Origin of the sequence: Burkholderia arboris (assembly GCF_038723655.1) — a bacterium.
In the GTDB taxonomy this organism is placed as follows: Bacteria; Pseudomonadota; Gammaproteobacteria; order Burkholderiales; family Burkholderiaceae; genus Burkholderia; species Burkholderia arboris.
The window spans coordinates 2,644,606-2,664,486 of record NZ_CP109821.1; the positions used below are offsets into that span (position 1 = coordinate 2,644,606).

The window sequence follows — 19,881 nt, forward strand, 5'->3', positions numbered from 1 at the left end:
CCGCACAAACGTGCCGGACAGCCTGCGATGCGCGTGACGCTACGCACCGCGCAAAAACAAAATGCCTGTATCAGCGGACTGACACAGGCATCTTGCTGGCGGCAATCGCCTCGATTACTTACGCAGACCCAGCTTCTCGATCAGTGCGCGGTAACGGTCGGCATCCTTGCCCTTGAGGTAGTCGAGCAGCTTGCGGCGGCGGCTCACCATGCGCAGCAGGCCGCGGCGGCTGTGGTGATCCTTCGCGTGGGTCTTGAAGTGACCCGTCAGTTCGACGATACGTGCGGTCAGCAGTGCGACCTGGACTTCGGGCGACCCCGTGTCGTTGGTAGCGCGGGCGAACTGGGCAACGACTTCCGACTTCTTGATATCTGCAACAGACATGTGATTTCCTTTCTAACTGAACAGGCGGACACGGAAGAATGGCCGTGCCGTGACTTACAACCGGCGGGCATTGTAGCACAACTCCGCGCCGTTCTTGCCGCCCCCTGTCACGGGCGCGTCATCGAGCACGTCGACGGCATTTCCGTACGCGGCGCCGGCACCGCCAGCACCGTCCGGAAGCCATAGCCCGACCCCTCGTTGTCGAAGCGCACGCCGGGCGTGCCGGCCTTGTCCATCTCCATCACGTAAAGGGGCTGGATCAGCTGGTGATCCTGCGCGCGCATCCGCGACGCATGGAAGCCGTCGTCGAACGACAAACCCTCGAGCGCTCGTGCAACCGCAACGGGGTCGGCCGAACCCGCGCGGCTCATCGCCGCGGCCAGCATGTCGATCATCAGGCTCATCCGCCGCACCGGATAATCGTCCTGCGCGGCCGGGAAACGGGTCCGGAACGCGCGGTAGAACGCGTCCGATTTCGCGCCGCCCGCATTCGGGTGCCAGTCGGCCACGGCCACGACGCGTCCGACACCGGCGTCGCCGAGGGCCGCCGGCGCGCCGAGGCTGTTGCCGTAGAACGTATAGAACTTCGCGTTCAGCCCCTGTTCGCGCGCGGCCTTCACGAGCAGCGTGAGGTCGTTGCCCCAGTTGCCGGTCACGACGGCGTCAGCGCCGCTCGCACGGATCTTCGCGATATACGGCGCGAAATCCTTGATCCGGCCGATCGGGTGGAATTCGTCGCCGGCGATCGTCACGTCCGGGCGCCGCGCCGCCAGCGCCTGTCGCGCGAGCGTGCTGACGTCGTGGCCGAAGCTGTAGTCCTGGTTCAGCAGATAGACCTTGCGCAGCGCGCGATCGCGCGCCATCACGTCCGCGAGCGCGGCCATCCGCATGCCGGCATGCGCATCGAAACGGAAATGCCAGAAGCTGCAGCGCGCGCCAGTCAGCGCCGGATCGTCGGCCGAATAGTTCAGGAACAGCATCCGGTTGTCCGGGTCGCGTGCGTTCAGCTTGTCGAGCGCCGCGACGAGCGCGGCCGCGACGGCCGAGCTGTTGCCTTGCGCAACGAAGCCGATATGCCGGTCGGCGGCCGCGCGCAACTGCACGAGCGCCTCCTCCGGGCTGCCCTTGCTGTCGAGCACGACGAGTTCGAGCGGGTGCGCGCCGTCGCGCAGCTTCACGCCGCCCGCCGCGTTGACCTGCTCGACGCCGAAGCGCAGGTTGCGCTCGACGGCCGCGCCCGCATTCGCGAACGGGCCCGACATCCCTTCGATCAGCGCGATCCGCACCGGCTCGCCGCCGGCAAACGCGGACGACACCAGCATCCACCCTGCGCTCAGCGCGAGCGCGCACCGCTTCCAGCCCTGCATCGGCCACCTGCCCTTCAATCTGCCCGAGAAGCGCGGATCATAGGCCGGCGCACCCGTCGCCCGCAAGCGTGGCCATGCCGGCGATCCGCACCGATTTTTTCCGCACAATGCGCCGTCGCGCGCCGTCCGTGATAAAACGGGACTTGTTTCCGTGTTCTGGAGAATCCCCATGCGCATTCGCATTTCCGCGCGCCTGCCGGTGCTGGCCGCCTGCGCCGCCGCGCTGCTGGCCGGTTGCGCGCAACCGTGGCAGCAATACCAGGCCGGCCAGGACGAGTCGGCGATCGTCGCGCGCATGGGCCCGCCGCGCGAGATCTACGACCTGCCCGGCGGCGGCAAGCGCCTGATGTGGCCGACCCAGCCGATGGGCGAAGTCACGGTCGCAGCCGACGTCGACGCGGCCCACAAGATCGTCAACGTGCGCCAGGTGCTGCAGCCGAGCGAGTTCTATCGCGCCGAGATCGGCAAGTGGACGAAGACTGACGTGCTCGTCAATTTCGGACGCCCCGTCGAGACGTCCTACTTCCCGCTGATGAAGCGCGAGGTGTGGACGTACCGGTATCTCGAGGACAACGTCTGGTACATGATGTACAGCTTCTACTTCGATCCGCAGGGCATCCTGCGCATCACGCAGAAAACACCGGATCCGCTGCACGACCCCGATCGCCGCAACCTGTTCTGACCGATTACGCATTTACGCGCAATGTTCACAATGGCCATTCACGAATTATTGCGTGAATGGCCATTTCTTTTTTTCCGTTTAATTATTTAACCCGTGAAATAAGACGGAAAAGTTTTCCGGTCGATGACAGCCCGATGGCAATTCGCTGAGCGCCCCGTCATGCGGGCCTTTACGCGGAAACAGGCACGCGCAGTGCATGTCATGCGTCGGCTTGGTGCATGCAATGCACTCTGCCAAATCAATTTGAAACAATTTGTTTCAACACCCCCGGAGTGCTAGGGCATACCCCTAATATCAGTCCAAATCGAACCTTTCAATTTAGAAAGATTGCAATTGCGTCATTTCGGCCGATATTTATTTGCCTTCATCACAAAGGAGTCCTCATGAATCGCCCCAAGAGCATGCTGGTTGCCAACATCGCCTGGGCCCGCGAAACGCGCGAACACACGCCCGGCTTCTTCGACGCGCTCGCGCGCGGCCAGAATCCGCGCGTCCTGTGGATCGGCTGTGCGGACAGCCGCGTGCCGGCCGAAACCATCACGCACTGCGCGCCCGGCGAACTGTTCGTCCATCGCAACATCGCGAACCTGTTCCACCCTGACGACGACAACTCCGCCAGCGTGCTCGAGTACGCAGTGCGCGTGCTGAAGGTCGACCACGTGATCGTGTGCGGGCACTACGGCTGCGGCGGCGTGCGCGCATCGCTGCTGCCGCCGCCGGCCGACCTGCCGCACGTCGCGCGCCGCATCGCGCCGCTTTGCGCGCTCGCGCGCCGCCATCGCGACACGCTCGACGGGCTCGACGACACGGCCGCCGCCGACCGCCTCGCCGAGCTTAACGTGCTCGAACAGGTTCGGCTGCTGCGCGCGTCGCCGATCGTGCGCGGCCGCGAACGGCCGCCGCTCGTGCACGGCTGGATCTTTTCGCTCGCCGACGGCCGCCTTCTGGAGCTCGATTCCGGCTACGCGGCGCCGCCCGCCGACGTCGAACCCGCGCTGGCCGCCGCCGCGCTCGGCTGATTCATCCCCCGCCCCAACGCCAATGAAATCGCCCCAACCATGAAACTGAACGAGCGCCTGTCCACCCTGCCGCGCGACATCGTCGCCGGCATCGTCGTTTTCCTCGTCGCGCTGCCGCTCTGTCTCGGCATCGCCAATGCCTCCGGCGTCGAGCCGTTCGCCGGGCTCGTGTCCGGCATCGTCGGCGGCATCGTCGTCGCGCTGCTGAGCGGCTCGTCGCTATCCGTCAGCGGGCCGGCCGCCGGCCTCGTCGTGATCGTCGTCGAAGGGATCGCACAACTCGGCAGCTTCTCCGCGTTCCTGCTCGCGGTGCTGCTGTCCGGCGTGCTGCAGTTCGGGTTCGGCATGCTGCGCGCCGGCCGCTTCGCCGCCTACGTGCCGTCGCCCGTCATCAAGGGCATGCTCGCCGCGATCGGCCTGCTGTTGATCGTGAAGCAGATTCCGTTCGCGTTCGGCATCGGCGGCTCGGCCGCGCAATCGTTTGCGAACTGGCCGAACCTGCCGGTCGCATGGGCTGCCACGGCCATCGCGCTCGCGTCGCTCGCCCTGCTGATCGCGTGGGACACGCCTGCACTGCGCCGCTTCGCGCTAGTACGCTCGGTGCCCGCGCCGCTCGCGGTCGTCGTGCTCGGGATCGGCGCGACGCTCGTGCTGGGCTTCGTCGCGCCAGCCGTTGCGCCGGGCGCCGCCCATCGCGTGACGCTGCCCGAACTCGGATCGTTCGCGGCGTTCGCCGCTTCGCTCAAGCACGCGGAGCTCGGGCCGAACTTCGCGCAGCTGGTCAATCCGGACGTGTGGCGCGTCGCGATCACGCTCGCGGTCGTCGCAAGCCTGGAAACGCTGCTGAGCCTCGAAGCGGTCGAGCAGATCGACCCGAAGCGCCGGCCGACCCAGCCCGACCGCGAACTGAAGGCCCAGGGTGTCGGCAATCTGGTCGCGGGTGCGGTCGGCGGCCTGCCGATCACGTCGGTGATCGTGCGCAGCTCGGTGAACGTCAATGCGGGCGCGCAAAGCCGGATGTCGGCCATCGTGCACGGGATGCTGCTGCTCGCGAGCGTGTTCGCGCTCACCGGCCTCATCAACCTGATCCCGCTCGCGAGCCTGGCCGCGATCCTGATCCACACCGGCTTCAAGCTCGCGAAACCGGCGCTGTTCCGCTCGGTGATGAAACAGGGGCCGGCGGCATTCGTGCCGTTCGCCGCGACGATCGTCGGCGTGCTCTCGGTCGACCTGCTGTTCGGCATCGCGCTCGGCCTCGCGTGCAGTGTGCTGGCGGTCGCCGTCGCGAACCTGAAGAGTCCCGTCACGCTCGCGCAGCATGACGACCACTTCCTGCTGTCGTTCCGCAAGGACGTGTCGTTTCTCGGCAAGGTGCAGGTCAAGCATCACTTACGGCACATTCCGGACCGCGCGGCGGTGATCATCGACGCAACGCGCGCCGACTACATCGATCACGACGTGCTCGAATTGCTCGAGGCGTTCGTCGCCGATGCGCCGCGGCGCGGGATCGCCGTCGAGTTCCGCCGGCGCAGCCCGGCGCCGCGCCCGGCGACGCGCCGCTGGCTGTTCCGCGCGCCGGCCGCCGAATGAGCGACAGATGAAAAAACGCCCCGGCGGCGCAGGGCCGCACGGGGCGTTCCGGTCATGCGCAGCGCGCGGCGCTTACGAGCGCTGCGGGTTGAGTTTGTCGTCCTTCGAATGCAGCTTGTTGAGCGCGGAGATGTACGCCTTCGCCGATGCGGCAACGATGTCCGGATCGGTGCCGACGCCATTGACGATCCGCCCGCTCTTCGACAGCCGGACGGTCACTTCGCCCTGTGCCTGCGTGCCGGTCGTGATCGCGTTCACCGAATACAGCAGCAGTTCGGAACCGCTGCCGACTTCGCCCTCGATCGCGTTGAAGGTCGCGTCGACCGGGCCGTTGCCGCGCGCCTCGCCGGTCACTTCCTTGCCTTCGACCGCGAACACGATCTTCGCCTGCGGCTGCTCGCCCGTTTCCGAACGCTGCGACAGCGACACGAACTTGAAGTGTTCCTGCTCGTGCGCGAGCGCCGATTCCTCGGACACGATCGCGATGATGTCCTCGTCGAAGATCTCCGCCTTGCGGTCGGCCAGATCCTTGAAACGCATGAACGCGGCGTTCAGTTCGGTTTCGCTGTCGAGCGACACGCCGAGCTCCTGCAGGCGCTGCTTGAACGCGTTGCGGCCCGACAGCTTGCCGAGCACGATCTTGTTCGCGGTCCAGCCCACGTCTTCCGCACGCATGATCTCGTAAGTGTCGCGCGCCTTCAGCACGCCGTCCTGGTGGATACCCGACGCATGCGCGAACGCATTCGCGCCGACCACCGCCTTGTTCGGCTGCACGACGAAACCGGTGATCTGCGACACGAGCTTCGACGTCGGCACGATCTGCGTCGTGTCGATGCCGACGTCGAGGCCGAAGTAGTCCTTGCGCGTCTTCACGGCCATCACGATTTCTTCCAGCGACGTGTTGCCCGCGCGCTCGCCGAGACCGTTGATCGTGCATTCGATCTGACGCGCGCCGCCGATCTTCACGCCGGCGAGCGAGTTCGCGACGGCCATCCCGAGGTCGTTATGGCAGTGCACCGAGAAAATCGCCTTGTCCGAGTTCGGAATGCGCTCGCGCAGCGTCTTCACGAGGTTGCCGTAGAGCTCCGGCACGCCGTAGCCGACGGTGTCGGCAATGTTGATCGTGGTCGCACCTTCGGCGATCACGGCTTCCAGCACGCGGCACAGGAAGTCGAGATCGGAGCGGCTGCCGTCTTCCGGCGAGAACTCGACGTTGTCCGTGAACTTGCGCGCGAAACGCACTGCGAGGCGCGCCTGCTCGAACACCTGGTCGGGCGTCATCCGCAGCTTCTTTTCCATGTGCAGCGGCGACGTCGCGATGAACGTGTGGATCCGGAAGCTGTTGGCCGGCTTCAGCGCGTCGGCCGCGCGCTGGATGTCCTTGTCGTTGGCCCGCGCCAGCGAACAGATCGTGCTGTCCTTCACGAGACCGGCGATCGTGTGGATCGCGTCGAAATCGCCGTTCGAGCTGGCCGCGAAGCCGGCTTCGATCACGTCGACCTTCATCCGCTCGAGATGCTTCGCGATGCGGATTTTCTCTTCCTTCGTCATCGACGCGCCGGGCGATTGTTCGCCGTCACGCAACGTCGTATCGAAAATGATCAGCTTGTCTGTCATGGGGGGGCTCCAGGGCTCTTTATACGGAAGTCAAACGTAATGAGATCGCGCCACCGCTGGCGACGCTCAACAACAGACGAGGCTTGAGACGGGGGGCGAGAACGGTCAGCGCGGCAGGCGCGCCAAAGCTAGCGCGCGTAGCGGCGCACCGGCTAGAAGGAGGGAGAGGCGGGACAATGCAGTCATGCCGAAGACTATAGCGGCATTCCGTTGGGTGCGCAATCGGACGGCACCCGGGAATTCCGGCGCTCGGGCCGAATAAGGGGCAAATGAAAACGGCGGCCCCGAGGCCGCCGTTTCCGCGCAGATCGCACGTCAGTGATCGCGTTGCGACGAGCGCGCCGGATTCGCGCGCCCGCGGATCGCCATGTAGGCCCAGAACACGTAGCCCGACAGCCCGTACAGCACGAACAGGCAGAACAGCATCAGCGGCGGATCGGACGACACGAGCACGAACGCGACGACCACCAGCAGGATCGCCGCGAACGGCACGCGGTGCCGCACGTCGAGCGCCTTGCCGCTGTAGAACGGCGCGTTCGACACCATCGTCACGCCCGCGTAGATCGTCAGCACGAACGCGACCCACGGCAGCCAGCCGAGCTTCATCGGCACGCGGTTGTCGGTCGCGAGCCACACGAAGCCCGCGATCAGCGCGGCGGCGGCCGGGCTCGGCAGCCCCTGGAAGAAGCGCTTGTCGACCACGCCGATGTTCGTGTTGAAGCGCGCGAGACGCAGCGCGGCGCCCGAGCAGTAGACGAACGCGGCGAGCCAGCCCCAGCGGCCGAGATCCTTCAGCACCCACTCGTACATCACGAGCGCGGGCGCGACGCCGAACGAGACCATGTCCGACAGGCTGTCGAACTGCTCGCCGAACGCGCTCTGCGTATGCGTCATGCGTGCGACGCGCCCGTCCATCCCGTCGAGCACCATCGCGACGAAAATCGCGATCGCGGCAATTTCGAAACGGACGTTCATCGCCTGCACGACCGCGAAGAAGCCGCAGAACAGCGCGGCGGTCGTGAACGCGTTCGGCAACAGGTAGATGCCGCGCGTCTTCAGGAACCGCTGGCGCGCGGCGCGGCGGCTCTCGAGCGGCGCCGGATCGGGCGCCATCACCTTGTTGCGGCGAAACGGACGTGGCGTCTGGCCGGAGCCGTTACGCGGCCGACGCGGTTTGAATGCGGCCATCGTGCGCCCCGCCGCTTACTGCTCGAGCTCGGCGAGGATCGTCGACGACGCGTAGACCTTCTCGCCGATCGACACCTTCGCGCGGCTGCCGAGCGGCAGGTACACGTCGACGCGCGAACCGAAGCGGATGAAACCGTAGCGCTGGCCGCGCGACAGCGGCTCGCCGGCACGGACGTAGCAGAGAATCCGGCGGGCCACGAGGCCTGCGATCTGCACGGCGGTGACGGTCTTGCCGCTTGCCGTCTGGATCACGACCGCATTGCGCTCGTTCTCGGTCGACGCCTTGTCGATCGCCGCGTTCAGGAATGCGCCCGGGAAGTACTCGACCTTGGTGATCGCGCCATCGACCGGGGAACGCTGCGAATGGACATTGAATACATTCATGAACACGCTGATCTTCAGCGCTTCACGGTTCGCGTACGGGTCTTGTGCGGTCTCGACCGCGACGATGCGGCCGTCTGCCGGACACAGCACCGCATTCGGCTGCGCGGGGATCGGGCGCTGCGGATCTCGGAAGAACTGGACGACGAAGACGAGCAGCAGCCAGAACGGCCACGCGAAGCCGAAGCCCCCGACGGCGTGGATCAACAGCGCGATGACGGCAGCAATCGCGATGAACGGCCAGCCTTCGCGCGCGATGATCGGATGAGGATAGTTCATGGATTCGTTCTGTGTTCGGTGAATTGCAAAGCCCGTAGGATAGCAAAAGCCGCCCGGGGCACTGCTGCCTTCGGACGGCTTTTTGATACCGACCCTCCTCTCGAAGGGCCGGAACAGCACGCGGTGCTTAGTTCTTCGTCTGGTCGACGAGCTTGTTCTTCGCGATCCACGGCATCATCGCACGCAGCTTCGCACCGACCTGTTCGATCTGGTGCTCGGCCGTCAGGCGACGGCGCGACTGCAGCGTCGGTGCGCCTGCCTTGTTCTCGAGAATGAAGCTCTTGGCGTACTCGCCCGTCTGGATGTCGGTCAGGCACTGCTTCATCGCCTTCTTCGTCTCTTCCGTGACGACGCGCGGGCCCGTCACGTACTCGCCGTACTCGGCGTTGTTCGAGATCGAGTAGTTCATGTTCGCGATGCCGCCTTCGTAGATCAGGTCGACGATCAGCTTCAGTTCGTGCAGGCACTCGAAGTACGCCATTTCCGGCGCGTAGCCTGCTTCGACCAGCGTTTCGAAGCCAGCCTTGATCAGCTCGACGGTACCGCCGCACAGCACGGCCTGCTCGCCGAACAGGTCGGTTTCGGTTTCTTCACGGAAGTTCGTCTCGATGATGCCGGCACGGCCGCCGCCGTTCGCTGCCGCGTACGACAGCGCGATGTCGCGTGCCGCGCCCGACTTGTTCTGCGCAACCGCGATCAGGTGCGGCACGCCGCCACCTTGCGAGTACGTGCCGCGCACGGTGTGGCCCGGTGCCTTCGGCGCGATCATGATCACGTCGAGGTCGGCGCGCGGGATCACCGCGCCGTAGTGGACGTTGAAGCCGTGCGCGAACGCCAGCGCTGCGCCCTGCTTGATGTTCTCGTGAACTTCCTTCGCGTACACGTCGGCGATCTGCTCGTCCGGCAGCAGCATCATGACGACGTCTGCGCCCTTCACCGCTTCCGCGACTTCCTTGACCGACAGGCCGGCGTTCTCGGCCTTGCTCCACGACGCGCCGCCCTTGCGCAGGCCGACCGTCACGTTCACGCCGCTGTCCTTCAGGTTCAGCGCGTGTGCATGGCCTTGCGAGCCGTAGCCGATGATCGTGACTTGCTTGCCCTTGATGAGGGAGAGGTCAGCGTCTTTGTCGTAGAAAACGTTCATGATGGTTCCTTCGCTAATTCAAAAATTCAACAATTCGTTCGGATGGAGTACTGCGGGCCGGGACATGACGGCGCACCCGGCGTGCCTTTGGGCATCACACCTTCAGGATGCGCTCGCCGCGTCCGATGCCGGAGCTGCCGGTGCGCACGGTCTCCAGGATCGCGCCCGCGTCCAGCCCCTGGATGAATGCGTCGAGCTTGTCGCTCGCGCCCGTCAATTCGATCGTGTAGGTCTTTTCGGTCACGTCGATGATGCGGCCGCGGAAAATATCCGACATCCGCTTCATTTCTTCACGCTCCTTGCCCACTGCACGTACCTTGATCAGCATCAGCTCGCGTTCGATGTGTGCACCGTCGGTCAGGTCCACCACTTTCACCACCTCGATAAGGCGGTTCAGATGCTTCGTGATCTGTTCGATCACGTCGTCGGAGCCAATGGAAACGATGGTGAGCCGCGACAGCGATTGGTCTTCGGTCGGCGCCACCGTCAAGGTTTCGATGTTGTAGCCGCGCGCGGAAAACAGGCCGACCACGCGCGACAGCGCGCCCGGTTCGTTCTCCAGCAGGACGGAAATGATGTGTCTCATGTTCGCTTCTTCCAGAATGTGTCCGTGTCGATTCACTCGCGCCGCGCGCCGCCGCGTGCCGCACCGCCCTTCGTGAAGGCGGCCGCATCCGGGCCCAAGCGCGCGTCGCGCCGTTACAGATCTTCCGATCCGAGCAGCATCTCGGTGATGCCCTTGCCGGCCTGTACCATCGGCCAGACGTTTTCGGTCGGATCGGTCTGGAAGTCGAGAAACACGGTGCGATCCTTCAGGCGCAGCGCTTCCTTCAGCGCCGGCTCCACATCCGAAGTCTTTTCGATTCGCATCCCGACATGGCCGTACGCTTCGGCGAGCTTCACGAAATCCGGCAGCGCATCCATGTACGAATGCGAATAGCGCTTGCTGTATTCGATCTGCTGCCACTGGCGAACCATGCCGAGGTAGCGGTTGTTCAGCGAAATGATCTTCACGGGCGTGTCGTACTGCAGGCAGGTCGACAGTTCCTGGATGCACATCTGGATCGAGCCTTCGCCCGTGATGCACAGCACGTCGTCGTCCGGGTGCGCCATCTTGACGCCCATCGCTGCCGGCAGGCCGAAGCCCATCGTGCCGAGGCCGCCGGAGTTGATCCAGCGACGCGGCTTGTTGAAACGGTAGAACTGCGCAGCCCACATCTGGTGCTGGCCGACGTCCGAGCACACGAACGCATTGCCGTCCGTCAGCTCCCACGCCTTCTCCACCACGTACTGCGGCTTGATGATCTCGCTTTCGCGATCGAACTTCAGGCAGTCCTTCGAGCGCCAGCCCTCGATGTCCTTCCACCATTGCGCGAGCGCCTCGGTGTCGGGGCCATGCTCGGCCGTCTGCAGCTGTTCGATCAGCTCCTTCAGCACTTCCTTCACGTCGCCGACGATCGGGATGTCGACCTTCACACGCTTCGAGATCGACGACGGGTCGATGTCGATGTGGATGATCTTGCGCGGACGCGACGCGAAGTGCGCCGGGTCGCCGATCACGCGGTCGTCGAAGCGGGCACCGATCGCGATCAGCACGTCGCAGTGCTGCATCGCCATGTTCGCTTCGTAGGTGCCGTGCATGCCGAGCATGCCGAGGAATTTCTTGTCCGACGCGCGATAGCCGCCGAGGCCCATCAGCGTGTTCGTGACCGGGTAGCCGAGCAGGTCCGCGAACTGGTTCAGTTCACGCGACGCGTCGGCGAGGATGATGCCGCCACCCGTATAGATGTAAGGACGCTTCGCCGTCAGCAGCAGCGACACGGCCTTGCGGATCTGGCCCGAATGGCCCTTCGTGACGGGGTTGTACGAACGCAGCGACACGCTCTTGACGGGCTCGTACTGGCACGGCGTCTTCGAGATGTCCTTCGGGATGTCGATCAGCACCGGGCCCGGACGGCCGGTACGGGCGATGTAGAACGCCTTCTTGACGGTTTCCGCGAGGTCGCGCACGTCCTTCACGAGGAAGTTGTGCTTCACGCACGGACGCGTGATGCCGACGGTGTCGCATTCCTGGAAAGCGTCCTGGCCGATCGCGGCAGTCGGCACCTGGCCGCTGATCACGACCATCGGGATCGAATCCATGTAGGCCGTTGCGATGCCGGTCACCGCGTTGGTGACACCGGGGCCCGACGTCACGAGGCAGACGCCGACATTGCCGGTGGAGCGCGCATACGCATCGGCTGCGTGCACGGCCGCCTGTTCATGGCGCACCAGCACGTGCTGAATCTTGTCTTGCTTGTACAGCTCGTCGTAGATGTAGAGAACCGAGCCGCCGGGGTAGCCCCAGATGAATTCGACGTTTTCGTCGGCCAGTGCCTTCATGAGCACGGTACCGCCGATGGAGTCGCTATCGGGAGGGGAAAGGGGTTCCGACGTGGAGAATTCCGCGCTGGGCATGTTCATTTTGACCTTTCGAATTTTCGGCAAAAAATTGATCGGGTGCTCTCTGCCGGGCTTGTGGCTCGGGTTCAAGCGGCGCGTCCAGTTTGAAGGGCGGGCTTCTTGGGCCAGCCTCAAATGAGACCATCACTTCATGTTGCGAATCATTGACGATAGCGGGTCGCGATGGGGTCGTCAAGCAAAATATCCCGCACCGCATCATGCGCGCCGCCCGGCGCCCCGCCGCCGCGGCTCGCGCGCAACGTGCCGCCCCCAACCCGGTGCCAAGCGGCACGAAAATTTGATAGCATCCGCGGGTTTTACGAAATTTTTCGACCTTTTACACCACGCAGCGGCCCGCAGCGCATACCTTCACGGAATGGCATCAGACAAGGAACTCGCCGACTTTCTGGCGGGCGTCGAAAGGCGCGCGTTCAAGCAGGCTGCGTACGCCGTGCGTGACGACGATGCGTCGCTCGACATCGTGCAGGACGCGATGATCAAGCTCGCAGAGAAGTACGGCGACCGGCCGGCGGCCGAATTGCCGCTGCTTTTTCAGCGGATCCTGCAGAACGCGATCCACGACTGGTTCCGCCGGCAGAAAGTCCGCAATACGTGGGTGACGCTCTTCTCGTCGCTGAACAATACCGACGACGACGACTTCGACCCGCTCGAAACGCTCGAATCCGCGGACGACAACGCGGGCGTCGAGAGCAGCGAGCACCGCCTCGAAAGAGAGCAGGTTCTGGCCCTGATCGACGAAGAAATCCAGAAACTTCCAGCGCGTCAACGGGAAGCGTTCCTGATGCGTTATTGGGAAGATATGGATGTCGCCGAGACTGCCGCCGCAATGGGGTGCTCCGAAGGCAGTGTGAAAACGCACTGCTCTCGCGCCACTCACACGCTGGCGCACGCGCTCAAGGCCAAAGGAATCACGCTATGAGCTCCGCTCCCGAAAACCGAGAACACGAATTCGCGCTGAAGGTGCGCCGCGCGCTGGACGAGCGCGCGACCGCCCTGCCGGCCGCGACCACCGACCGTCTGGCCGCCGCCCGCCGGGCTGCGCTCGCGCGCAAGAAGCCCGAAGCCGCGACCGCGCCGGTGTTCGTGCCGGCCTTCGCCGGCGCGGCCGGTGCGTACGGCACGGCGCCCGTGAACCGCCCGCAAGGGTCGTTCGCGCGCCGCCTGCTGCGCGCGTGGCCGCTCGCGCTGCTGCTCGCGGGGCTCGTCGGCATCGCCTACTGGGAAGACATGCAGCGCACCGCCGAACTCGCCGACATCGACGCGGCGATGCTCAGCGACGACCTGCCGCTCAACGCGTATCTCGACCACGGGTTCAACGCGTATCTTTCGCGCGCCCACTAACAGACAAGAACGAGGGGATCGCACGGGTGAGTCAGAAGCGCGGCCTGGCCGTATTTTTCGGATGCGTGATCGCAATCGCCGTTTCCTACGTCGCCACCTATCCCCGATTCCACCCGGCCCCCGCGACGACCACCGTCGCGGCCAACAGCCCTGCCGCGCCCGCTTCGGCCGCGACCGGGCTGACCACCGAACTCCCTGCGCTGCCCCTGCCGCTGCCGGCCGCCAACGGCCCGCTGTCGTGGGCGCGCCTCACGCCGGCGCAGCGCGCGGCACTCGCGCCGTTCGCCGACCAGTGGGACGGCTTCAGCGACGCCCGCAAGCGCAAATGGCTGAAGATCGCATCGCGTTTCGCGAAGTTGTCGCCCGATGACCAAAAGCGCCTGCAGGACCGGATGGCCGAATGGGCCAAGATGACGCCCGAGCAGCGCCGCGTCGCGCGCGAGAACTACCAGAGCGCGAAGGAGCTGTCCGCGCAGGCACGCGAGCGCGCGTGGAAGGCCTACCAGCAACTCCCCGAGGAGCAGAAGGAACGTCTCGCGGCCGCCGAGCGCCGTCGCAAGCCGAGCGTCGTCAGCGCACCGCCGACCGTCGCCGACCGTGACGTCCGCCGCCTCGTCAATTCGCACGAACACCCGGCAAGCGGCGCGACCACCGCACCGGCGCCCGCCTCGGCCGGCGCCGCCGCGCAGCCGGTGCCCGCGTCGTCGACCTCTGGCGCGGCGTCCGCGCCGGCCGCCGTGGCGCCGGTATCGCCCGCCGACGCGCCTTCGCTGTTCAAGGGCTCCTGAGCGGCCGTGGCAGACGCCCGCGCATCCGGGACTCCGACCGCCGCGCCGTCCGTGCGGCGGCGCCTCGCTGCGCTGCTCTACGAAGGCGTGCTGCTGTTCGGCGTCGTGTTCTTCGCCGGGCTCGCATTCAGCCTCGCGACCCAGCAACGCAACGGCCTCGTCCATCACAACCTGCTTGCCGCGTGGATCGCGCTCGTCGTCGGCGCGTACTTCGTGTGGTTCTGGACGCATGGCGGCCAGACGCTGCCGATGAAGACCTGGCGGCTGCGCCTCGAATCGTCGAGCGGCCGGCCGCTGAGCGCCAGCCACGCGCTCGTCCGCTATGCGCTCGGCTGGCTGTGGTTCCTGCCGCCGCTCGCGCTGCACCCGCTCCTCGGCCTGTCGGTGCCCGTCACGCTCGCGCTCACGGCCGCGTGGATCGTCGTCTGGGCCGGCGCCGCGCGGCTCCATGCCGGCCGCCAGTTCCCGCACGACCGGATCGCGCGCACGCGCGTCGTCGCGATACCGCGCTGACGCACCGCATTCGCCAGACGAAAACCGCTCGTCCCGCCCTCCGTCACCCGGCCCGGCGGCCTTGCCGGACAACCATCAACCGTTCCGTGCGGCAGGTTACGCAACGCCGTTTCATTCACTGCTAAACACCCTACAACGGTCGTAATAAGAACGTCTCGTGACTGTCACGGCACAGTCACGCCCGCATGGCGGAATGCCGGTAATGTCAACCGGCGCGAGTCATGCATGGGCCAGAAAACGTCCGCGACCTCACTGTTCCGTCACCCCATCGGCGCCCGCGCCGCCACTGCCTTCCTGTCCGGCTCGGCTGCAAGCGACAGCCTGGCGTCGCAAGAACCGCCTGCCGCGCATTCCACGCAGCACGAGGACCCCGACGCGCCCGCCCATCGCTACCGCACCATCTGGCTGTCCGACATCCACCTCGGCTCGAGCGGTTGCCAGGCGCCGTACCTGCTCGACTTCCTGCGCCACAACGATTCGGAATACCTGTACCTCGTCGGCGACATCATCGACGGCTGGCAGCTGAAGAAGGGCTGGTACTGGCCGCAGGCGCACAACGACGTCGTGCAGAAGATCCTGCGCAAGGCGCGCAAGGGCACGCAGGTCGTCTACATCCCCGGCAACCACGACGAAGGCGCGCGGCAGTTCTGCGACCTCGCGTTCGGCGACATCCAGGTGCGCGGCGAGGCGTTCCACACGACGCTTGCGGGCAAACGTTTGTGGATCGTGCACGGCGACCTGTTCGACGGCGTGATCCAGCACGCGAAATGGCTCGCGTATCTCGGCGACACGCTCTACACGCTGATCCTCGTGCTGAACCGCTGGTTCAACCGGATCCGCAGCCGGCTCGGCTTCCAGTACTGGTCGCTGTCGCAGTACCTGAAGCACCAGGTCAAGAACGCGGTCAACTTCATCTCGCAGTTCGAGACCGTGATGACCGACGAGGCGCGCCGCCGCGGCTGCGACGGTGTCGTGTGCGGCCACATCCACAAGGCCGAGATCCGCGACATCGACGGCGTGCTGTATTGCAACGACGGCGACTGGGTCGAAAGCCTGTCCGCGCTCGTCGAAACGATGGAAGGCGAACTGAAGATCGTCTACTGGACGGTGATGCGCACCGCGCCGTCGGAGACCACGTCGCGCAAGGCCAAGGCCACTGCCTGACACAACCCTACTTACAGGACACATGCCGCGATGAAGATCATGATCGTCACCGACGCGTGGGAACCGCAGGTCAACGGCGTCGTGCGCACGCTGAAGAGCACGTCGCGCGAACTCACGGCGCTCGGCCACCGCGTCGAAATGCTGACGCCGCTGGAATTCCGCACGGTGCCCTGCCCGACCTACCCCGAGATCCGCCTGTCGATCCTGCCGTACCGCAAGCTGCGCGCGCGGATCGATGCGTTCGCACCCGACGCGCTGCACATCGCGACCGAAGGCCCGCTCGGCCTCGCCGCGCGACGCTATGCACGCGCCCGCAAGCTGCCGTACACGACCGCGTACCACACGCGCTTTCCGGAATACGTGCAGGCGCGCTTCGGCATCCCGCTCGCCGCGACCTACCGCTTCCTGCACTGGTTCCACGGCCCGTCGCTCGCCGTGATGGCGCCGACGCCGGTCGTCAAGCAGGACCTCGAGAAATTCGGCTTCACGAACGTCGTGCTGTGGACCCGCGGCGTCGACCTCGACGTGTTCCGGCCGATGGAATCGAAGGTGCTCAACACGGCGCGGCCGATCTTCCTGTACGTGGGCCGCGTCGCGATCGAGAAGAACGTCGAGGCGTTCCTGCGCCTCGACCTGCCGGGCTCGAAGTGGGTCGCGGGCGAAGGCCCCGCGCTCGCGGAACTGAAGTCGCGCTATCCGGAGGCGAACTATCTCGGCGTGCTGTCACAGGCCGAGCTTGCGAAGGTGTATGCTGCGGCCGACGTGTTCGTGTTTCCGAGTCGCACCGACACGTTCGGCCTCGTGCTGCTCGAGGCGCTCGCCTGCGGCACGCCGGTGGCCGCGTATCCCGTCACGGGCCCGATCGACGTGCTCGGCGGGGGCGATGCCGGCGCGATGCACGAGGACCTGCAGGAAGCCTGCCTCGAGGCGCTGAAGATCGAACGCACGACTGCGCGCGCGTGGGCCGAACGCTTCTCGTGGCGCGCGGCATCCGAGCAGTTCGCGTCGCATCTGAAGCCGCTGCCGAAGACCGCGTACTCGCCAGCCGAAGGTGCCGCCGTTTGAAACGAGACCTGAACGACAAGACCCCGCCCCCCGACGCCACGCCGCAACGGCACCGCCCGTTCGACGAGGAAGAGCCGCACGCCGAAGCGGACGTGCACGCGCACGAGCCGCTCGGCCCCGACGATCAACTGTCGCCGCTGCCGCCGAACCCGTACAAGCGCCATCGCGGCATCACGCGCGCGTGGTTCGCCCTCAAGCATTCGCTGAACGGCTTTCGCGTCGCGATCCGCGAGGAAAGCGCATTTCGCCAGGAGCTCACGCTGGCCGCGCTGATGCTCCCGATCGGCGCATTCGCGCCGGTGCCGGCCGCGTCGCGCGCGCTGCTGATCGGCTCGGTGCTGCTCGTGCTGATCGTCGAGCTGCTGAACTCGAGCGTCGAAGCCGCGATCGACCGCATCTCGCTCGAGCGCCACGAACTCTCCAAGCGCGCGAAGGACCTCGGCAGCGCGGCCGTGACGGTCGCGCTGTTCGCGTGCGTGACGACGTGGGGCTTCGTGCTCGGCCCGGTCGTCGCACGCTGGCTCGGCTTCTAGCCGACGACCGCCCGGCAAACGCCTTTCGCCCCGCCCGCGTGCGGCGCTGCACCATGCGCCGCGCGGGGCCGCGATCACGAAATGCGCCCGATGTGGCGAAACCCCGGTTTATAATCGTCCGCTAGACATAGAACAGCAACCCGCGCCGGACGAATCACGCAGCATCGATTGCAGCGCCCGCCAGTCCGGCACACACAGGGCCGGACGACATGGAAGCGAAACCTCCCCGCCGCACCCGCGAACGGATTCTCGAGTTGTCGTTGAAACTCTTCAACGAGATCGGCGAGCCGAACGTCACGACCACGACGATCGCCGAGGAAATGGAAATCAGTCCAGGCAACCTGTACTACCATTTCCGCAACAAGGACGACATCATCAACAGCATCTTCGCGCAGTTCGAGCAGCAGATCGAACGGCGGCTGCGCTTTCCCGAAGATCATCGTCCGACGATCGACGAAACCTGGTCGTACCTGCAGTACATGGCCGATTTCATGTGGACCTACCGGTTCCTGTATCGCGACCTCAACGACCTGCTCGCCCGTAACCGCACGCTCGAGACGCACTTCAAGCAGATCATCAGCCACAAGGTGCGCTTCGCGCACGACATGTGCGAGCTGCTCGTGTCCGACGCGGAAATGGTCGCGACGCCCACCGAGATCGAAGTCATCGCGACCAACATGGCCGTCATCTCGACCTACTGGCTGTCGTATCAGTACGTGATGCATCCGCGCAAATACAACGACCAGGACGCGATCCGCGAGGAACTGCACCAGGTCAGCATGCACGTGATCTCCGTGATGGCGCCGTACCTGCGCGGCCGTTCGCGCCAGCTGTTCGACGACCTGGTCTCCGGCAAGCTGCCCAAGCGCCAGTTCACCGACTACCTGCCGCCGCGCGACGGCTCGCCGCGCCCGGCCGGCAGCCCGGTCACCACCGGGCAGCCCCCCGCCAAGGATTCCAAGCAATGAAGGCAGTCTGTGTTTACTGCGGCTCGTCGCCCGGCGTGCGGCCCGTCTATGCCGACGCCGCGCGCGCCTTCGGCCGCGCGCTCGTCGATGCGGGCCTCACGCTCGTCTACGGCGGCGGCCGCGTCGGCCTGATGGGCGTGATCGCCGACGAAGTGATGGCGGCCGGCGGCCGTGCGGTCGGCGTGATCCCCGAACTGCTCGTCGACAAGGAAGTCGGCCATACGGGGCTGTCGGAACTGCACGTCGTGCCCGACATGCACCACCGCAAGAAAATGATGGCCGACCTCTCCGACGCGTTCGTCGCGATGCCCGGCGGCGCCGGCACGCTCGAAGAGCTCTTCGAGGTCTACACGTGGGCGCAGCTCGGCTATCACCGCAAGCCCGTCGCGGTCTACAACATCGATTCGTTCTACGATCCGTTGATCTCGCTCTTGCGTCATACGGTCGACGAGGGCTTCATGCGTCCGGCCTATTTCGATGCACTGTGCGTCGAATCCGATCCCGTCGAGCTGATCGAGCGGCTGCGCAGCTACCAGCCGCCCGCCCACGACAAGTGGGCGCCCGACGCAGCAAAGTAACCGTCACCCGAACCCGCGCACCATGACCGCACCGTCCGATCGCAAGGCAGTCCTCATCACCGGCGCAAGTCGCGGCATCGGCCGCGCGACCGCCGTGCTCGCGGCCAAACGCGGCTGGGACGTCGGCATCAACTATGCGCGCGACGCGGCAGCGGCCGAACTGACCGCGCAAGCCGTCCGCGACGCGGGCGGCCGCGCGTGCATCGTCGCGGGCGATGTCGCGAACGAGGCGGACGTCGTCGCGATGTTCGATACCGTTGCCGCCGAGTTCGGCCGTCTCGACGCGCTCGTCAACAATGCGGGTATCGTCGCGCCGTCGCTGCCGCTCGCCGAGATGCCGGTCGACCGGCTGCGCCGGATGTTCGACACCAACGTGCTCGGCGCGTATCTGTGCGCACGCGAAGCCGCACGCCGGCTGTCCACCGACCGCGGCGGCCACGGCGGCGCGATCGTCAACGTGTCGTCGATCGCGTCCCGGCTCGGTTCGCCGAACGAGTACGTCGACTACGCGGGGTCGAAAGGCGCGGTCGACTCGTTGACGATCGGTCTTGCGAAGGAACTCGGCCCGCACGGCGTGCGCGTCAACGCGGTGCGCCCCGGACTGATCGAGACCGAAATTCACGCGAGCGGCGGCCAGCCGGGCCGCGCGGCCCGCCTCGGCGCGCAAACGCCGCTCGGCCGCGCCGGCGACGCGCAGGAGATCGCCGAGGCGATCGTCTGGCTGCTCGGCGACGCGGCGTCCTACACGACGGGCGCCCTGCTCGACGTCGGCGGCGGCCGCTAACCTGACGCACGGCGCAACAAATTCGCCGCGGAA

21 protein-coding genes are annotated in these 19,881 nt (G+C 66.0%); 13 read left to right on the forward strand and 8 right to left on the reverse strand.

Features of this window, described 5'->3' with window-relative positions; translation table 11 throughout:
- Positions 1-114: 114 nt before the first annotated feature.
- Together rpsO and OHZ10_RS12415 are read right to left on the reverse strand one after the other, a co-directional pair.
- Positions 115-384, reverse strand: coding sequence for a 30S ribosomal protein S15 (gene rpsO, locus OHZ10_RS12410; protein WP_043188860.1), 270 nt, complete (start codon positions 382-384; stop codon positions 115-117).
- A gap of 107 nt (positions 385-491) precedes the next feature.
- Positions 492-1,751 (reverse strand): branched-chain amino acid ABC transporter substrate-binding protein, encoded by a 1,260-nt coding sequence (locus OHZ10_RS12415; protein WP_059233599.1) that lies wholly within the window; start codon positions 1,749-1,751, stop codon positions 492-494.
- Positions 1,752-1,920: 169 nt separating this feature from the next.
- Here OHZ10_RS12415 and OHZ10_RS12420 point away from each other — a divergent pair, with 169 nt between their 5' ends.
- The 3 genes from OHZ10_RS12420 to OHZ10_RS12430 all read left to right on the forward strand — a co-directional run bounded on the left by OHZ10_RS12420 (position 1,921) and on the right by OHZ10_RS12430 (position 5,042).
- Positions 1,921-2,433 (forward strand): hypothetical protein, encoded by a 513-nt coding sequence (locus OHZ10_RS12420; RefSeq protein ID WP_174993819.1) that lies wholly within the window; start codon positions 1,921-1,923, stop codon positions 2,431-2,433.
- A 383-nt stretch (positions 2,434-2,816) separates the two neighbouring features.
- Entirely contained in the window at positions 2,817-3,452 is a 636-nt protein-coding gene (locus OHZ10_RS12425; RefSeq protein WP_059233597.1) for a carbonic anhydrase, read from the forward strand.
- 39 nt (positions 3,453-3,491) lie between these two features.
- The gene (locus tag OHZ10_RS12430) at positions 3,492-5,042 is read left to right on the forward strand and encodes a SulP family inorganic anion transporter (protein ID WP_059233596.1); all 1,551 of its coding nucleotides are present in this window, start codon (positions 3,492-3,494) and stop codon (positions 5,040-5,042) included.
- Positions 5,043-5,114: 72 nt separating this feature from the next.
- Here OHZ10_RS12430 and OHZ10_RS12435 read toward each other — a convergent pair whose 3' ends face one another.
- The 6 genes from OHZ10_RS12435 to OHZ10_RS12460 form a co-directional block, all read right to left on the reverse strand.
- Positions 5,115-6,659 carry a 2-isopropylmalate synthase gene (locus OHZ10_RS12435; RefSeq protein WP_059233595.1) on the reverse strand — a complete coding sequence of 515 codons (1,545 nt, stop codon included), beginning with the start codon at positions 6,657-6,659 and terminating at the stop codon, positions 5,115-5,117.
- A gap of 315 nt (positions 6,660-6,974) precedes the next feature.
- Complete coding sequence (gene pssA / locus OHZ10_RS12440) at positions 6,975-7,847, reverse strand: CDP-diacylglycerol--serine O-phosphatidyltransferase (protein WP_059233594.1); 873 nt, start codon at positions 7,845-7,847, stop codon at positions 6,975-6,977.
- 15 nt (positions 7,848-7,862) lie between these two features.
- Positions 7,863-8,507, reverse strand: a complete 645-nt coding sequence (locus OHZ10_RS12445; RefSeq protein ID WP_031401923.1) for a phosphatidylserine decarboxylase — start codon at positions 8,505-8,507, stop codon at positions 7,863-7,865.
- A 127-nt stretch (positions 8,508-8,634) separates the two neighbouring features.
- Positions 8,635-9,651 carry a ketol-acid reductoisomerase gene (gene ilvC / locus OHZ10_RS12450; protein ID WP_014896490.1) on the reverse strand — a complete coding sequence of 339 codons (1,017 nt, stop codon included), beginning with the start codon at positions 9,649-9,651 and terminating at the stop codon, positions 8,635-8,637.
- A gap of 94 nt (positions 9,652-9,745) precedes the next feature.
- Positions 9,746-10,237 carry an acetolactate synthase small subunit gene (gene ilvN, locus OHZ10_RS12455; protein WP_006398781.1) on the reverse strand — a complete coding sequence of 164 codons (492 nt, stop codon included), beginning with the start codon at positions 10,235-10,237 and terminating at the stop codon, positions 9,746-9,748.
- A 113-nt stretch (positions 10,238-10,350) separates the two neighbouring features.
- Positions 10,351-12,114 (reverse strand): acetolactate synthase 3 catalytic subunit, encoded by a 1,764-nt coding sequence (locus OHZ10_RS12460; protein WP_059233593.1) that lies wholly within the window; start codon positions 12,112-12,114, stop codon positions 10,351-10,353.
- A gap of 355 nt (positions 12,115-12,469) precedes the next feature.
- Here OHZ10_RS12460 and OHZ10_RS12465 point away from each other — a divergent pair, with 355 nt between their 5' ends.
- From OHZ10_RS12465 to OHZ10_RS12510, 10 genes are all read left to right on the forward strand, one after another.
- Positions 12,470-13,033, forward strand: a complete 564-nt coding sequence (locus OHZ10_RS12465; RefSeq protein WP_048249338.1) for an RNA polymerase sigma factor — start codon at positions 12,470-12,472, stop codon at positions 13,031-13,033.
- Positions 13,030-13,455, forward strand: coding sequence for a DUF3619 family protein (locus tag OHZ10_RS12470; RefSeq protein ID WP_059233592.1), 426 nt, complete (start codon positions 13,030-13,032; stop codon positions 13,453-13,455). The genes OHZ10_RS12465 and OHZ10_RS12470 overlap by 4 nt, the downstream gene beginning before the upstream one ends.
- Before the next feature lie 26 nt (positions 13,456-13,481).
- Entirely contained in the window at positions 13,482-14,243 is a 762-nt protein-coding gene (locus OHZ10_RS12475) for a DUF3106 domain-containing protein (protein WP_059233591.1), read from the forward strand.
- Between the two features lie 6 nt (positions 14,244-14,249).
- Positions 14,250-14,756: an RDD family protein gene (locus OHZ10_RS12480; RefSeq protein WP_342702635.1), complete on the forward strand. Its 507-nt coding sequence runs from the start codon at positions 14,250-14,252 to the stop codon at positions 14,754-14,756.
- Between the two features lie 225 nt (positions 14,757-14,981).
- Positions 14,982-15,920: a UDP-2,3-diacylglucosamine diphosphatase gene (locus tag OHZ10_RS12485; protein ID WP_059233589.1), complete on the forward strand. Its 939-nt coding sequence runs from the start codon at positions 14,982-14,984 to the stop codon at positions 15,918-15,920.
- Positions 15,921-15,950: 30 nt separating this feature from the next.
- On the forward strand, positions 15,951-16,985 hold the full coding sequence (locus tag OHZ10_RS12490) for a glycosyltransferase family 4 protein (protein ID WP_059233588.1): 1,035 nt from the start codon (positions 15,951-15,953) through the stop codon (positions 16,983-16,985).
- Positions 16,982-17,518, forward strand: a complete 537-nt coding sequence (locus tag OHZ10_RS12495) for a diacylglycerol kinase (RefSeq protein ID WP_059233587.1) — start codon at positions 16,982-16,984, stop codon at positions 17,516-17,518. Before OHZ10_RS12490 ends, OHZ10_RS12495 begins: the two co-directional genes overlap by 4 nt.
- Positions 17,519-17,727: 209 nt before the next feature.
- Entirely contained in the window at positions 17,728-18,486 is a 759-nt protein-coding gene (locus tag OHZ10_RS12500; RefSeq protein ID WP_059233586.1) for a TetR/AcrR family transcriptional regulator, read from the forward strand.
- Positions 18,483-19,064 carry a TIGR00730 family Rossman fold protein gene (locus OHZ10_RS12505; RefSeq protein WP_059233585.1) on the forward strand — a complete coding sequence of 194 codons (582 nt, stop codon included), beginning with the start codon at positions 18,483-18,485 and terminating at the stop codon, positions 19,062-19,064. The genes OHZ10_RS12500 and OHZ10_RS12505 overlap by 4 nt, the downstream gene beginning before the upstream one ends.
- 22 nt (positions 19,065-19,086) lie before the next feature.
- On the forward strand, positions 19,087-19,848 hold the full coding sequence (locus OHZ10_RS12510; protein WP_340624323.1) for an SDR family oxidoreductase: 762 nt from the start codon (positions 19,087-19,089) through the stop codon (positions 19,846-19,848).
- The last annotated feature ends 33 nt before the right edge of the window (positions 19,849-19,881 follow it).

Excerpts from the sequence above, each read along its gene's own strand:
- OHZ10_RS12510 (WP_340624323.1), top strand. The coding sequence starts at position 19,087 with ATGACCGCACCGTCCGATCGCAAGGCAGTCCTCATCACCGGCGCAAGT.
- OHZ10_RS12485 (WP_059233589.1), top strand. The coding sequence starts at position 14,982 with ATGGGCCAGAAAACGTCCGCGACCTCACTGTTCCGTCACCCCATCGGC.
- OHZ10_RS12415 (WP_059233599.1), bottom strand. The coding sequence starts at position 1,751 with ATGCAGGGCTGGAAGCGGTGCGCGCTCGCGCTGAGCGCAGGGTGGATG.
- ilvC (WP_014896490.1), bottom strand. The coding sequence starts at position 9,651 with ATGAACGTTTTCTACGACAAAGACGCTGACCTCTCCCTCATCAAGGGC.
- OHZ10_RS12425 (WP_059233597.1), top strand. The coding sequence starts at position 2,817 with ATGAATCGCCCCAAGAGCATGCTGGTTGCCAACATCGCCTGGGCCCGC.
- pssA (WP_059233594.1), bottom strand. The coding sequence starts at position 7,847 with ATGGCCGCATTCAAACCGCGTCGGCCGCGTAACGGCTCCGGCCAGACG.
- ilvN (WP_006398781.1), bottom strand. The coding sequence starts at position 10,237 with ATGAGACACATCATTTCCGTCCTGCTGGAGAACGAACCGGGCGCGCTG.
- OHZ10_RS12490 (WP_059233588.1), top strand. The coding sequence starts at position 15,951 with ATGAAGATCATGATCGTCACCGACGCGTGGGAACCGCAGGTCAACGGC.
- OHZ10_RS12445 (WP_031401923.1), bottom strand. The coding sequence starts at position 8,507 with ATGAACTATCCTCATCCGATCATCGCGCGCGAAGGCTGGCCGTTCATC.
- OHZ10_RS12465 (WP_048249338.1), top strand. The coding sequence starts at position 12,470 with ATGGCATCAGACAAGGAACTCGCCGACTTTCTGGCGGGCGTCGAAAGG.
- OHZ10_RS12430 (WP_059233596.1), top strand. The coding sequence starts at position 3,492 with ATGAAACTGAACGAGCGCCTGTCCACCCTGCCGCGCGACATCGTCGCC.
- OHZ10_RS12435 (WP_059233595.1), bottom strand. The coding sequence starts at position 6,659 with ATGACAGACAAGCTGATCATTTTCGATACGACGTTGCGTGACGGCGAA.
- rpsO (WP_043188860.1), bottom strand. The coding sequence starts at position 384 with ATGTCTGTTGCAGATATCAAGAAGTCGGAAGTCGTTGCCCAGTTCGCC.
- OHZ10_RS12470 (WP_059233592.1), top strand. The coding sequence starts at position 13,030 with ATGAGCTCCGCTCCCGAAAACCGAGAACACGAATTCGCGCTGAAGGTG.
- OHZ10_RS12500 (WP_059233586.1), top strand. The coding sequence starts at position 17,728 with ATGGAAGCGAAACCTCCCCGCCGCACCCGCGAACGGATTCTCGAGTTG.
- OHZ10_RS12505 (WP_059233585.1), top strand. The coding sequence starts at position 18,483 with ATGAAGGCAGTCTGTGTTTACTGCGGCTCGTCGCCCGGCGTGCGGCCC.
- OHZ10_RS12460 (WP_059233593.1), bottom strand. The coding sequence starts at position 12,114 with ATGAACATGCCCAGCGCGGAATTCTCCACGTCGGAACCCCTTTCCCCT.
- OHZ10_RS12420 (WP_174993819.1), top strand. The coding sequence starts at position 1,921 with ATGCGCATTCGCATTTCCGCGCGCCTGCCGGTGCTGGCCGCCTGCGCC.